This window comes from Caenispirillum salinarum, from assembly GCF_044803115.1.
Classification (GTDB): domain Bacteria; phylum Pseudomonadota; class Alphaproteobacteria; order Rhodospirillales; family Rhodospirillaceae; genus Caenispirillum; species Caenispirillum salinarum_A.
In genome coordinates this window covers 3,989,763-4,002,772 of sequence record NZ_CP085224.1, presented here as the reverse complement: position 1 = coordinate 4,002,772, position 13,010 = coordinate 3,989,763, and the positions used below count along the sequence as shown (strand labels likewise).

At 69.0% G+C, this 13,010-nt stretch carries 12 protein-coding genes; 2 read left to right on the top strand and 10 right to left on the bottom strand.

The window, feature by feature from the left end; all coding sequences use genetic code 11:
* Position 1 precedes the first annotated feature (1 nt).
* Positions 2 to 1,078 carry a hypothetical protein gene (locus tag LG334_RS18335; RefSeq protein WP_404380211.1) on the bottom strand — a complete coding sequence of 359 codons (1,077 nt, stop codon included), beginning with the start codon at positions 1,076 to 1,078 and terminating at the stop codon, positions 2 to 4.
* A 248-nt stretch (positions 1,079 to 1,326) separates the two neighbouring features.
* Between LG334_RS18335 and LG334_RS18330 the strand changes: the two genes are divergently transcribed.
* Positions 1,327 to 2,193 carry a DUF4743 domain-containing protein gene (locus LG334_RS18330; RefSeq protein WP_404380209.1) on the top strand — a complete coding sequence of 289 codons (867 nt, stop codon included), beginning with the start codon at positions 1,327 to 1,329 and terminating at the stop codon, positions 2,191 to 2,193.
* Here the strand turns inward: LG334_RS18330 and LG334_RS18325 are convergent, their stop codons facing one another.
* The 8 genes from LG334_RS18325 to LG334_RS18290 all read right to left on the bottom strand — a co-directional run bounded on the left by LG334_RS18325 (position 2,194) and on the right by LG334_RS18290 (position 9,778).
* Complete coding sequence (locus LG334_RS18325) at positions 2,194 to 2,877, bottom strand: ABC-type transport auxiliary lipoprotein family protein (RefSeq protein WP_404380207.1); 684 nt, start codon at positions 2,875 to 2,877, stop codon at positions 2,194 to 2,196.
* Positions 2,878 to 2,942: 65 nt separating this feature from the next.
* Positions 2,943 to 3,929, bottom strand: a complete 987-nt coding sequence (locus LG334_RS18320; protein WP_404380205.1) for an MlaD family protein — start codon at positions 3,927 to 3,929, stop codon at positions 2,943 to 2,945.
* Positions 3,930 to 3,990: 61 nt separating this feature from the next.
* Positions 3,991 to 4,863 (bottom strand): ABC transporter ATP-binding protein, encoded by an 873-nt coding sequence (locus LG334_RS18315; protein WP_404380203.1) that lies wholly within the window; start codon positions 4,861 to 4,863, stop codon positions 3,991 to 3,993.
* A gap of 25 nt (positions 4,864 to 4,888) precedes the next feature.
* The gene (locus tag LG334_RS18310; protein WP_404380201.1) at positions 4,889 to 5,692 is read right to left on the bottom strand and encodes an MlaE family ABC transporter permease; all 804 of its coding nucleotides are present in this window, start codon (positions 5,690 to 5,692) and stop codon (positions 4,889 to 4,891) included.
* Between the two features lie 28 nt (positions 5,693 to 5,720).
* On the bottom strand, positions 5,721 to 6,050 hold the full coding sequence (locus LG334_RS18305; protein ID WP_404380199.1) for an STAS domain-containing protein: 330 nt from the start codon (positions 6,048 to 6,050) through the stop codon (positions 5,721 to 5,723).
* Positions 6,051 to 6,103: 53 nt separating this feature from the next.
* On the bottom strand, positions 6,104 to 6,619 hold the full coding sequence (locus tag LG334_RS18300) for an ATP-binding protein (RefSeq protein WP_404380197.1): 516 nt from the start codon (positions 6,617 to 6,619) through the stop codon (positions 6,104 to 6,106).
* Positions 6,616 to 8,010 carry a PP2C family protein-serine/threonine phosphatase gene (locus LG334_RS18295; protein ID WP_404380195.1) on the bottom strand — a complete coding sequence of 465 codons (1,395 nt, stop codon included), beginning with the start codon at positions 8,008 to 8,010 and terminating at the stop codon, positions 6,616 to 6,618. The genes LG334_RS18300 and LG334_RS18295 overlap by 4 nt, the downstream gene beginning before the upstream one ends.
* A 10-nt stretch (positions 8,011 to 8,020) precedes the next feature.
* Positions 8,021 to 9,778, bottom strand: coding sequence for a PAS-domain containing protein (locus tag LG334_RS18290; RefSeq protein ID WP_404380193.1), 1,758 nt, complete (start codon positions 9,776 to 9,778; stop codon positions 8,021 to 8,023).
* A gap of 479 nt (positions 9,779 to 10,257) precedes the next feature.
* Here LG334_RS18290 and LG334_RS18285 point away from each other — a divergent pair, with 479 nt between their 5' ends.
* Positions 10,258 to 10,959 (top strand): LuxR C-terminal-related transcriptional regulator, encoded by a 702-nt coding sequence (locus LG334_RS18285; RefSeq protein WP_404380191.1) that lies wholly within the window; start codon positions 10,258 to 10,260, stop codon positions 10,957 to 10,959.
* Positions 10,960 to 11,070: 111 nt separating this feature from the next.
* Here the strand turns inward: LG334_RS18285 and LG334_RS18280 are convergent, their stop codons facing one another.
* Positions 11,071 to 12,945, bottom strand: coding sequence for a bifunctional diguanylate cyclase/phosphodiesterase (locus LG334_RS18280; protein ID WP_404380189.1), 1,875 nt, complete (start codon positions 12,943 to 12,945; stop codon positions 11,071 to 11,073).
* Positions 12,946 to 13,010: the final 65 nt, after the last annotated feature.

The following is a 13,010-nucleotide window of genomic DNA, read 5'->3' as shown; positions in this document are numbered from 1 at the left end:
CTCAGTTCACCGTCGGGCGCGCATCGCCGCTGCCGCCGGAGTGCTCCGACCGGGCCGCGACGGCGCCGCCGCCCATGCCCTCGAACAGGGGCGGGAGCGCGGCGGCCACGTCCGTCGCCTCTCCGTCGCCGGTGGCGAGCAGGGCCTCGGGCTCGGGCGCCATGTCCTGGGCGCTGGCGACATAGCGCGCGCCGTTGCCGCTGCCGTTGCCGCGTCCGGTGCCGCCGTGGCCGGAGCCGTTGGCCGGGCCGCCGCCGCCGGATGCCGCCGGCTCGCCGCCTTGCATGACGCCGACGGCGGACTGCTCGACGCGCAGCAGGAAGGTGTAAAGGCGGTCGGCCGGGCCGTCCTCCAGCGTTTCGCGCAGAAGCTTGTCGGCCTCGTTTTCGCTCAGGACCGCCAGCAGGCGGCGCCAGCGGCGAAGGTAGGTCTGCAGGGCCGCGGCGGCCTCCGGTGCCTGGGCAACGCGCTCGCCCAGGATTTCCGGCAGGTCGGGCTGGTAGGCCCAGGGGGTCAGGAAGGCGTTGGCGAAGGCCCAGCGGTCGCCCGCGGCGGTGCGCGCCCAGGCCAGTTCCGTGTCGTCGGCCGAGAGCAGGCCCGTGCGCTCGGCGATCAGCGCCAGGCTGCACCGCAGGTCGGCCAGCGCCTCGTCCAGGCCCTCCAGCATGCGGGCGCGGCGGCTGTCCTCCTGCATCTGGAGAAGCGTGCGCACCTGCACCTCCGACTGTTCGGTGGAGCGGCGGGTGTGGTGGAGGACGGCGCGCATGGCGCGTTCCGACCGCCGCGCGGTGACGGCGGCGGTCCACACCGTCAGCGCCAGCCACAGGATGGCCGGCGGCGCCGCCACGGCGGCCAGGGCGGCGGGCACCGCCTCGGCCGCGAGCGTGGCCAGGCCGCCCTCGGGCACAACGGCCGACCAGGCGCCGAACACCCACAGCACCGTCAGGATGCTGGCGAGCGCCACAAGGATCAGGGTCGCGGGCATGCTGCTTTCCCCCTCCGCGGCGGCGCGCTCCGCCGCGTCCGTACCGAAGCTGGCGAGACGGTCACTGAGGCCGTCCCGGAAACCGTTGAGCATTGTGGCAGAATCCGTCCAAAAGTCACGCGTGGCACCCGTCCGCCGCGGCCGTGTCGACCGTCGCCCGGCGAGCCTCTTCCCTATAACACTTTAGGGTGCGGCGGATAAACCGGCATGGCGCCTAAGGCAAGGAAGTCACAGATCATCTCAACCCTTGCGTTCCTTGCATCCGGTGCGGCGCGCGGGCGTTTCGGCTACAGTGAAGAACGCCGCTGCCACCAATGGTCATGCCGCAAGGAGACGGGCCCGTGAGCTATCTGCACCACATCCGCCGCTGCAACACCCATGACCTGTCGGGGTTCCGGCCCTTTCTGGTCGACGGCGCGCCGGTGGGGTGGGTGCGCCACGAAACGGCGGCCAAGCTGACGCGCTTTCCCGCCATTTTCCGGCTGGAGAACGGCGCGGTCTGCATCCACCCCGACCGCACCGACCCCGGGGACCGCTCCGCCGCCGTCGGCCGGGCGCTCGCGGAACTGGCCGAGGGCGGCGAAATGGAGCCCCTGCGTGAGGAACTGTACCCGGTCAAGACCAGCTGGCACGGGCCGGAGCTGTTCCGCCTGGACCGGTCTGCCGCGCCCCTGTTCGGGCTGCGCGCCTGGGGCGTGCACGCCACCGGATACGTGCGCGACGCCGACGGCGGGTACCGCATGTGGATTGGCCGGCGCGCGCCCGACAAGCGCGTCTCGCCCGACAAGCTGGACAGCACCATCGGCGGCGGCCAGCCGGCGGGGCTCGCCTTCCGCGACAACCTCTACAAGGAGGCGGAGGAGGAGAACGCCATGCCCCGCCCCCTTGCGCAGAAGGCGCGCAGCGTCGGTGCCGTGACGTACTGCATGGAGAGCGAGGCGGGGCTGAAGCCCGACACGTTGGTGCTGTTCGACATCGAGCTGCCCGATGACTTCACGCCGCGATCCACCGACGGCGAGCACACGGGGTTCGACCTGATGCCGGTGGATGAGGTCCTGCGCATCATCCGCGAGACCGAGGACTTCAAGTTCAACGTGCCGCTGGTGGTGCTGGACTTCTGCGTCCGCCACGGACTGCTCACGCCGGACGACACGCCCGACTACGAAGCCATCGTCCAGGGCCTGCGCAGCCCCTTCCCGATGCCGTGATCAGCGGCGGCGGTCGGTGCTGCGGCGAAGGGCGTTCCGCTTGGTCAGGTCCACCTGGGCGAGGTCCTGAAGGAAGCGCGCCAGGATACCCTCCGTCGCCGCGCCGATGGCCGCCGCCGCCGCCGACACCGTTCCCGTCGGCACCGTCACGCTTTCCTCGTAGTCGCGATCCAGCAGCACGCGCTCGTCGTCGGGATCGGTGACCATCATGGTCAGCGCGACGCGGGCACCGCGCACAGCGCTTTCCTCGCCGCTCGGGCCGATGACCTCCAGATTGCGGATGCGGCCCCGGACGATCCAGTCGGGCCGCGCCCGGAAGGAAGGTTCCACCACCGCCTCGAAGACGTTGGCCGCGCGCACGGCACCGGCGGTGGCCTTCTGGAACAGCTGCGCCGGCGGCTCTGCCCAGAAGTGATAGCTGTACTGCTGAAGCTCCACCCCGTTTTCCGTCCACAGCAGCGCCCGCTGGTTCAGCACGCCGGCGGCGTCGAAGGGCTGAACCAGGGCCTTGCCCTCGGCCGGCGGGCCGGGGACGGAGACGCCGGCGGGGATGTTGACGTTCAGCCGGTAGAAGTGGTCGGTCGGTGCGGGGTCGCCCACCGAGCACGCGGCCAGGCCGGCAGCGGCGACGGCGGCAAGCCCGAGGCCGAGTGCGCGGCGGCGGGTGGCGGAAAACGGGGTCATCAGCCTCTCCTCTTGCTCGTTCTTCTTGGCCGCTCAGCCGTCTGTGGCCTGTGAAACGCCGGCCGTCACTGGAAGGTGCCCGGGCCGCTTTCCCCGGCCTCCCGCCCGCGCAGGATCAGGCTGGGGTTCTGGCGGATGGTCTGGCTGAATTCCAGCATGTTCCGGCTGGTGACTTCCAGGTTGTAGGTGATGTTGTCGATGTCGCGCGCGATGGTGCCCATGGTGTAGCGCAGGTCCGACAGCGCGGCGTCGACCTCTTCCGAGTTGTCGCCGACCAGGCTGTCCACCTCGGCGATGACCCCGCCGATCTCGCGGCGCATCTCCAGCAGCTCGGTCCCCAGCGTGTCCATGTCGGCGCTGGTGGATTCCACGTTCCGGATGGTGTTGTTCAGGCTGGTGATGTTTTCCTGGCTCAGCAGTTCCTCGTTGAGGTTGCGCGCGGCCTCGGCCAGGTTGCCCATCAGTTCCGGCGTGCGGCGGGCCATCTCCTCGGTGATCTTCTGTACCTCGCGCAGGATGTCCGGCGCTTGTTCGGCCAGCGGGCCGTTCACGGCTTCCACGGTGCGGTTGATGTTCTGCAGCAGCGGCGTCAGCGTCTCTTCCGACATGGTCTGGAACTGGCCGGCGATATCCGACAAGGCGGTGAACAGGTTGGTGGGCGACCGGCCGGGGATGCGGGAGCCCGGCTCCAGTGTCACCGGACTGTCGCCGCCGGTGATGTTGATCATCATGCCGCCCAGAAAGCCGCTGGTTACCACGTCGGCGCTGGAATCCTCGGGAATGGGCCAGTCTTCCTGCACCGACATCTCGACGCGGAACCTGGTGCCCTCGTCGGTGATCAGCGGCTCAACGTCCTCCACCTGGCCGACGGTGTAGCCCTCGAAGAGGACGGGCGTGCCGAACTTCACGCCGCCGACGTTGTCGTAGATGGTGTAGTACGAGTCGGTGGCGCCCGTCCGCCCGGTCAGCAGCGCCAGGGTGCCCACGATGCCGACGATGGCCGCCAGGACGAAGACGCCGACGATCACGTAGTTGATGGCCGACGTCCTCATGCGCGGCGGCCTCCGGCAACCCGCGCGGGGCGGGCGGGATGGTCGATACGGCGGGTCGGCATCATGGTTCCTTCTCTCCGGTCAGGCGGCGCAGGTAGGCCTCGGGATCGAGTTCCTCTTCCTCCGTGCGGCGGTTCAAAAGGTTCTGGATGCGCTGGTCGGGGTTGGCGCGCACCTCCTCGACCGGCGCGATGGTCAGCACCTTGCCCTTGTCGAGCACGCAAATGCGGTCGGCGATCTTGAAGGCGCTTTCCAACTCGTGGGTGACCACCACCACCGACATGCCGGTGGCGTCGCGCAGGTCCAGGATCAGGTCGTCGATGGCCGCCGCCACCACCGGGTCCAGGCCGGCCGACGGTTCGTCGCAGAACAGGATGCGCGGGTCCATGACGATGGCGCGGGCGAGTGCGGCGCGTTTTATCATGCCGCCGGAGAGTTCCGCGGGCATCAGGTCGTCGAAGCCCGAGAGGCTGACGACCTCCATCTTCATGCGCGCCATGATCTCCATGGTGCGGCGGTCCAGGTCGGTGTGCTCGTAGAGCGGCAGCATGATGTTTTCCAGCAGCGTCATGCTGGAGAACAGCGCCCCGCCCTGGAAGGCCACGCCGAACTTGCGGCGGATTTCGGTCAGCTCGCTCTCGCGCGAGGTGTTGATGTTCTTGCCCAGCACCTCGACCACGCCCGAGGTGGGGCGCAACAGGCCCAGCAGGTGGTTTAGCAGCGTCGACTTGCCCGATCCGGAGCCGCCCATGATGACCAGGATCTCCCCGGCATGAACGTCCAGCGAGACGCTCTTCAGGATCTGGCGGTCGCCATAGTGGGTGACCAGGTCGCGCACCGTAATGACCACATCGTCGCGGCGGGCGTCGCGCGCCGCCGCGTCTGGCGGCCGGGACGGCGTCTCTTCGGGGCTGGAGGCGGGCGACGGATCCATGACGCGGGCTGTGTCCTGAAGGGCTTTAGCGGGTGGTCACGAAGACGAACAGCATGTCGGTGATGATGATGGCGGATATGGCGTGCACCACCGACCGGGTGGTCAGCCGGCCGACACCTTCCGCCCCGCCGGTCACCCCGGCGCCGTTGATGATGCCGACCATCACGATGAGGATGGCGAACAGCACGCTCTTGATCAGGCCGTGGAACAGGTCTATCGGCCGCACCAGGTCGATCACCTGGGACCAGTAGGCGGCCAGCGTCATCTCCAGTTCGGCGGCAATGTATATTCCGGCCGCTAGAAGGCCCATCAGGTCGGCCAGGAAGGTGATGGCCGGCAGCATCACCACCGCGGCCAGCAGGGCGGGCGCCACCAGGAAGCGCACGGGGTTGATGCCCATGACCACCAGGGCATCGATCTCCTGGTTGATCTTCATGGTGCCGATCCGCGCGGCGAGGGCGGAGCCGGATCGCCCGGCCACCAGGATGCCGGTGATCAGCGGCGCGAACTCCCGCACGATGGAAACCGCGACGCCGTAGGTCACCTGCGTTTCCGCCCCGAAGGTGCGCAAGCTGTAGATGCCCTGGATCGCCAGCATGATGCCGATGGTGCCCGACATGATGGAGACGATGGGGATGGCGCGGATGCCGATTTCCATGGCCTCGCGCACGATGGCGGACAGGCGCACAGGCTGGCGCCGCGCCTTGCCGACGACAAACCACATGAAGGACTGCGCCAGCAGCACCGCGCCGAAGCCGATCTCCGAGACCGCCTCCACCGTGCCGCGGCCCAGCCGCTCCAGCTGTTCGATCGGCTTCGCCGTCGCCATTATCCGCCGCCTTCGCCTTCGCTTCCGCCTAGAGCGCCGCCAGAGCGTCGTCCACGCTGTCGCGTATGGTGAACACGCGGTCCAGGCGGGCCAACTGCATGACCCGCAGGGCGGCCGGCGCGACAGCCGCCAGCACCAGCGTCGAGTCCTGCTTGCGCGCGGTCTGGTAGGCTTCCACCAGGCTCGCGATGCCCGAGCTGTCGATGTAGGTCACCTGCGACAGGTCGACGATGACGGGCCGGCGGTCGCGCAGGGCGTCAAGCAGCGCGCGGCGCACCGCCGGCGAACGTTCCAGGTCCACGTCCCCGGACAGGGCGGCCACGGTCGCGGGTCCGCGCGCGGCGATGTGAACGGTCATGCAGTCTGTCCCCCATCGAGCAACCGTCATATCTCCCCATAAGCATCAATGTTTTACCCGTCAACGGGCGGTTTGGCAAAGTGCTTGACGAGGCGAAACAGGTTTCCTGCGCCATCGGGCGGCGGCTGGAAGCCGGCCTCCTCGCACACGGCGTGAATGAGATGAACGCCCAGGCCCCCCGGTCGGACGTCGTCCAGGTCGCGGCCGCGCACGCGGGAGGGGTCGACGGCGGGCGCGAAGTCCAGGATGTCGACGGTCACGCCGTCGTCGGCCGGCGGGTGGGTGCGGACCACGATGACCATGTCGCCGGTCTCGGCCGCGTCGGCGTAGGCGTGGCGCACCACGTTCTGGCAGGCCTCGTCGACACCCAGCACAAGGTCGTCGGCCCAGGCGGCGTCGGCGCCGGCCACCAGGGCGGCCTCGCGCACCGTGCGGCGGACGATGCGCAGCGACGGCGGCCGCGCCGGCACCCGCAGCCGGGCGAGCAGGGCCGAGTCGGTGGCGGCGGTGCGCGCCCGGGCCGGCGGCGCGGCCGGGGCGGAGGCGGCAGGATCAGCGGAACGGCTCACGGTGCGGCGCTCCCCTGTACCAGCAGGACGGTCACGTCGTCGCGCAGGGGCCGGCCGGGCACGGTCACCCGCGCCAGGATTTCCCGCAGGCGGTCGGCGGCGGGCAGGGCGGCGACGTGGCGGATCAGGCGGCGCGCGCCCTCGGATCCCAGCACGGCGTCGCCCTCGGCGGCGGTGTAGGCTTCCGTCAGCCCGTCGGTGAAGACGTAGAGGGATCCGTCGCCCAGGTGCAGGGGATGCTCGGGATAGCCCTCGGGTCCGACGATGTCGGCAGCAATGCCCAGCGGCGGCGCCTCGGCGGGCACCGCGTCCATGGCCCCGCCGTCGGCGGGCACGATGAGCGGCGGCTCGTGGCCGGCATTGGCCAGCACCACGTTCCCCGTCTCGCGGTCCAGATAACCGGCGATCATGGTGACGAACATGCCATGACTGCCGGTTTCGCACAACTCGGCGTTGATGGAGGCCAGCAACCGCCCCGGGTTGTCGACGGTCTTGCACAGGCAGCGGAACAGGCTGGCCGTCTTGGTCATGAGAATGGCGGCGTTCATTCCCTTGCCCGACACGTCGCCGATGGCGAACCAGATGCGCCCGGTGCCGGGGCGGCCGGCTTCCTCGCCGCAGTCGACGATGTCGAAGAAGTCGCCCGAGACCATGCGGGCCGCCGCGTTGATGCCGTGGACCGGATAGGCGTCGTTGGCCGGGCGCGGCAGCAGGCTGCGCTGGATTTCGGCCGCCAGGGTCAGTTCGTGGCGGGCGCGCTCCTGCTCCACCAGCCGTTGTGTCAGGCGGAAGTTGTCGATGGCCAGCGCCGCCGAGCCCGCCAGCACCTCCAGCAGGGTCTGGTCGTGCTCGTCGAACAGGCCGTCGCCGCCGGCCTTGTTGATGATCTCGATGGCGCCCAGGCGCTCGCTGCCCAGCGACAGCGGCGCGACCAGCACCGACCGGGTGACGAAGCCCGTTTCCTCGGCAATGTCCTGGCCGCCGAAATCGGGATCATGGCGGGCGTCGCGCACCATCTGCGTCTTGTTGCGCTTGACGGCGCGGCCGACGATGCCCTGGCCCAGCGGCACCCGCATGCCCGTCACGTCCACCGGTCCGAAGCAGGCGGCGCAGTGGAGGTCGCGGCCGTCGTCGGACAGCAGGAACAGGCTGGAGGCCTCGGCGCCCAGGAAGGTGGTGATCCGCTCCAGCCCGTGGCGGCTGACGGCCTGGCTGTCGCGGGAGCTGGAAAACTCCCGCGTCATGCTGGCGATCAGCGCCATGTGGTTGGCGAACACCTCGCGGTCGCTGGTGACCAGATCGCCGGGCAGGGTGTCGGGGCGGTCGGACTGGCTCATGCCGGCATGATGGCCGGTCGCGGCGGCGCTGTCATCCATTGTCGGCGGCGGCACGGCAGGGCCCTCAGCCGGCCGGCGTGGCGGCGGCGCACTCCACCCGGTCCCGTCCGCCGTGCTTGGCGCGGTAGACGGCGCGGTCGGCGCGCTCCATGAGGTCGTCGAAGGACTGCGGCCGCTGCGCCGTCATGGTGGCGGCGCCGATGGAGACCGTCACCGTCACCGAGACGGCCGCCCCGCCGGCTTCGGCGCGCACGGGCTCGGCGCGGATGCGGGTCCGCAGGCTTTCGGCCAGGGCGGCGGCGCCCTCGGCGTCGGTTTCCGGCAGCAGGACGATGAACTCCTCGCCGCCGAAGCGGGCCACAAGGTCGGTGCGGCGCACTGTGCCGTCCAGCCGGGCGGCGACGCGCTTGAGCACCACGTCGCCCACCAGGTGGCCGTGGCGGTCGTTGACGCGCTTGAAGTGGTCCACGTCGATGACCAGCAGCGACAGCGGGCTGTTCCAGCGGCGCTGGCGCTCGCACTCGAGGGTGAAGCGCTCCAGGAACTTGTGGCGGTTGGCCAGCCCCGTCAGCGGGTCGTGCAGGGCCTGGCGCTCCAGCTGCATGCGGGCTTCCGTCAGTTCGGTCACGTCGACGTCGACGCCGCGATACCCGGAGGGGTGCCCGTCTCCGCCGGCAATGGGGTGGCCGCTGGAAGACAGGTAGACGGTAGCGCCGTCCTTGCGGCGCAGGCAGATGGTCACGTTCTTGAAGGGCTCGCCGCGGGCGATGGCGTCGTGGGTGCCGGCCGACGGGTCGCCGGCCGTGCTGCGGTCGGCACAGTCCTCGTGGAAGGTGCCGAACCGGCGGCCGACCATCTCGGCGTCGGTGTAGCCGAGCAGCTTTTCGGCCCCGAGGGAATAGGTGTAGCGCCCGCTGGCGTCCAGCTCCCACACGAAGGCGGCGGAGGCGTTGATGGCCTCGGTCATCAGGTCGCGGGCGCGGCGCACCTCTTCCTCGGCGCGCTTGCGTTCTGTGATGTCGGTGTAGGTGGTCACGAAGCCCACCTTGCGGCCGTCCATGTCCACCGGCGTGCCCTGGACCTCCAGGACGTGGCCGTTGGGGCGCGTGCGCTCGAAGTGGTGGGGCTCGAACTTCAGGGCCAGGCCGATGCGGCGCATGATCTGGGCTTCGGTGTCGCCGGGGCCGTATTCGCCGCGCTCGGCGTTGTGGCGGATCACCGACTCGAACGGATCGCCGGGCCGGAACGCGCCGGGCGGCAGGTCCAGGATTTCGCCGATGCGGGTGTTGGCGAAGATGATCCTCAAGCGCTCGTCGATGACCGAGATGCCGTGCGGCATGCTGTCGAGCACCGCGCCCAGGTACGAGGCGTAGCGCTTCGCCTCCTCCTCGGCGCGCTTGCGGTCGGTGATGTCGGTGTAGGTGGTGACGAAGCCGCCCTGCGCCAGCGGCGCCCCGCGGACCTCCAGCACCGTGCCGTCGGGGCGGGTGCGCTCGTAGACGTGCGGGCGCATCTCGCGGTAGCGCTCGACCATCTCGTGGACCTGGATTTCGGGGTCGCCGTCGCCATACTCGCCGCGGGCCGCAAGGTGGCGGGCCAGGGTGACCAGCGTCGGCATACCGTCGACAAAAAGCGACTCGGGCAGGTCGAGTAGCGTGCGGAACCGATCGTTGCAGGCGATCAGCTCAAGGTTGGCCCCGAAAAACGTTACGCCCGACGGCAGATTGTCGATGAGGGCCTGCAGCGTCTGAGCATCGCACCTCAGCCTGCTGCCGGCGGCGAGGCGGGTGAACGGTGTGCGGGCCCCGTCCCTGGGTGACATGGACGAAAAACCTCCTCCCCGGCGCCATCCCACGGCGACCCGGCTTCTGCCGGTGTCGAGCGTAAAGGTTCGGCGCTCTTGCTGGCGGTCATGATCCCGATTCTTTTGATCGGGTATCTGCCTCCATTATTGTGGATCGGGCATATTCTTCCGCATGTCAACGTCGCTGTTTACTGCTTTTCCTTACGTCATAAGACCAAAGGACAGCTTCTTGTGCGCGGACTCGCGTTATCGCTGTGCGCCGTCGGAAAGTCTCCCCGGCGCGTCGGGCCTGACATTGCTGCGGTGCATGAACCCGCCATTAGGGGTCGCAATCTTGGACTGGAAGGCGTAGACTTCAACCGTCCAAAGACGTAGACGGTCATACGCTGCCGTGTCGCGGAGTGCTCCCGTGGGGTGGGGCGTCCGGCTGACCGGCGGGGCCGGCGGCGTCGGTGCCCGCGCGACGGACGCGCGGCAATGCTGTGAGGGGAAGCGGATTGAAGATCCTGATCGCTGACGACCACGAGCTGTTCCGCGACGGCCTGCGGCTGGTGCTGAGCGACCTCGGTCCCGACCTGACGGTGATCGAGGCGTCAAGCTACGACCAGACGCTGGAAATAACGAACCAGGAAGACGACCTGGACCTGGTGCTGCTGGACCTGGTGATGCCGGGCATGCCGTGGAGCGAGGGGCTGGGCGCCGTCAAGCGTCGCCTGCCCAAGGTTCCGGTGGTGATCCTGTCGGCGTCGGAGGACCGGCGCCTGGTGCTGGAGGCCGTGCGGCTGGGGGCGGCCGGCTTCATCCCGAAGACGAGCAGCAGCAAGGTGATGCTGTCGGCGCTGCGGCTGGTCATGTCCGGCGGCGTCTACCTGCCGCCGGCGCTGATCGACGAGAACGCGGTCACCGGCCGCGATGCCATGGCCGGTCCCGACCTCAGCCTGGACGCGACACCCCTGACCCCGCGCCAGCGCGAGGTGCTGGCACTGCTCGGCCAGGGTAAATCCAACAAGGAAATCGCGCGCATTCTCAACCTGTCGGAAGGCACGGTGAAGCTGCACGTCACCGCCATTCTCAAGGCGCTGAACGTCTCCAACCGCACAGGCGCGGTCGTGGCAGCCTCGCGCCTGGGCCTGACCAGCCTGGAAAAGGCGGAAGCCGGCAAAGCCGGCCAGGCGCCGGAGGCCGTCGGCTCCAACTGACGCGCCGATACGTGCTCCGCCGAGGGGCGGGGAGGGGGACACGTCGCCGGGCCGCATGGTCCGGCGATGTGCATTTCCGGGCAGCGGAGAGGGACCGCGGCCCCGGTTGCGTCAGGCGTCCGCCACGTCCGCCGGCCGCACTTCGCGCGCGGCCAGCCTGTCCGGGGCGGCCTTGGCTTCCTTCTTCAACTCCGCGATCAGCGAACTGATCTCGTCCAGCGACCCCGGCGCGTGGCCGGCCGGGATGAGCACCATGGCCGCCGAGGCCGACAGCAACGGCATCCGGCGCATCTCGCCCTCGCGGTTCTTGGCGATGATGAAGCCCTCGCGCCGCGCGTCCTCGTCGTAGAAGCTTTCCACGTCGTGGCGGAAGCGGTCGATGGCGTGGCGGACCATGGCTTCGGCCGTCTCGAAGGACGTGTTGCGGAAGGCCGCGAAGAAGTCGTCGCCGCCGACGTGGCCGATGAAGGTGTCCTGCTTGGGCAGGTCGGACCGCATGATGTCGGCGAACAGCGTGATCGCCCGGTCGCCCTGGCGGAAGCCGTACTTGTCGTTGAACGGCTTGAAGTTGTCGAAGTCGATGTAGGCAACCACGTAGGATGCCTCGGCCTCGGCCAGCGCCTTGCCCAGATATTCGTTGATGAGATTGTTGCCGGGCAGCTTGGTCAGCGGGTTCTGGTCGCGGGCCAGCGCCAGGTTCTTTTCCGAGATGACGCGCAGCAGCGACCGGGCGGACAGGAACCCGACGTACTTGTTGTCGTCGATGATGATGATGCCTTCGCTGTCCTCGCTGGCCGCCGAATAGACGTCGAGGATGCTTTCGGCCTTGGTGTTGATGTCGGCCACGGGGCACTTCCACACGAAGTCCTTCAGCTTGCGGCCGAAGGCCTTGTTGCTCATCAGCTCCTTGCCGTAGAGCGAATAGGTGTAGTCCTTGAGGTCCAGCTCGCGGATGATTCCCAAGGGCTCGTGGTGTTCGTCCACCACCGGAAAGAAGGTGGATGTCTTGTCCTGGCGGAAGCGGTCGAACACGGCGGTCATCTCGACGCCGTAGACGATGGGTTCGATGGCCTCGATCCACTGGGCGATGAGCTTCTGGTCGCCCGAGCCGCCCTTGCGCCGGTCGCGCGACGCCATGGCCTCCACCACCGGGTAAATCGTGGCGAGCGCACCGGTCTCGGTGACCGGATGCTGGATCAGGAAGCCCTGCACGAGGTCGATGCCGATGTCCTTGCAGATGTAGAACTCGATCTCGGTCTCCACGCCCTCGGCCACCACCAGGATGCCCAGCAGGTGGGCGACGTTGACCATGTGCGACAGAAACAGCTTCTTGCGGCTGTCGCTTTCGATGCCGTCGATGAAGAAGCGGTCGATCTTGATGTATTCCGGCTGGGCGAAGTACAACAGCGGCATGCCGGAATAGCCGGCGCCGAAATCGTCCACGGCGATCTTGCCGCACAGGCCGCGCAGGGTGGCCAGCGTGTCGTGTCCCTCGGGTTCGGCGGTGCCGGCGTGGTGCTCGCTGATCTCGATGATCAGGGCGCCCTCGGTCAGCCGGGCCGCGCGCAGGACCTGCCGCAGGCCCTGGCCGTAGGTGTTGAGGTGCGACAGCGTGCGTCCGTCGACGTTGAGGAACAGTTTCAGGTCGCGGTGATGATGCAGGGCGGCGAACTTGCGCACCGCCAGGTCGGCGATCAACACCTCCATCTCGGCCAGGCATCCGTCGTCGGCGCTGGCGTCCAGGAACGCCTTGATGGACTCGAAGCCGGCGGCATCGGTGCCGCGCACCAGCGCCTCATAGCCCAGGCACCGGCCGGTGTGGATGTTGACGATGGGTTGCAGCGCCACGTCCAGCATCTGCGCGACGGTCAACCAGCGGGGGCCGAGCACGACCGGACTGCCGCCGCGCCGGGCGAAGGCTCCGGCGAAGTGGCTGTCTCGGGTCGGCTGGATCGCCTGGTGCATGCTCGAGAGCCCGGTGAACACCTGAGCCTCCGCTTCTGGCCGCGATGGGATTATAAGGAACCGCCCCTGTTTAATCTCCCAGCAGG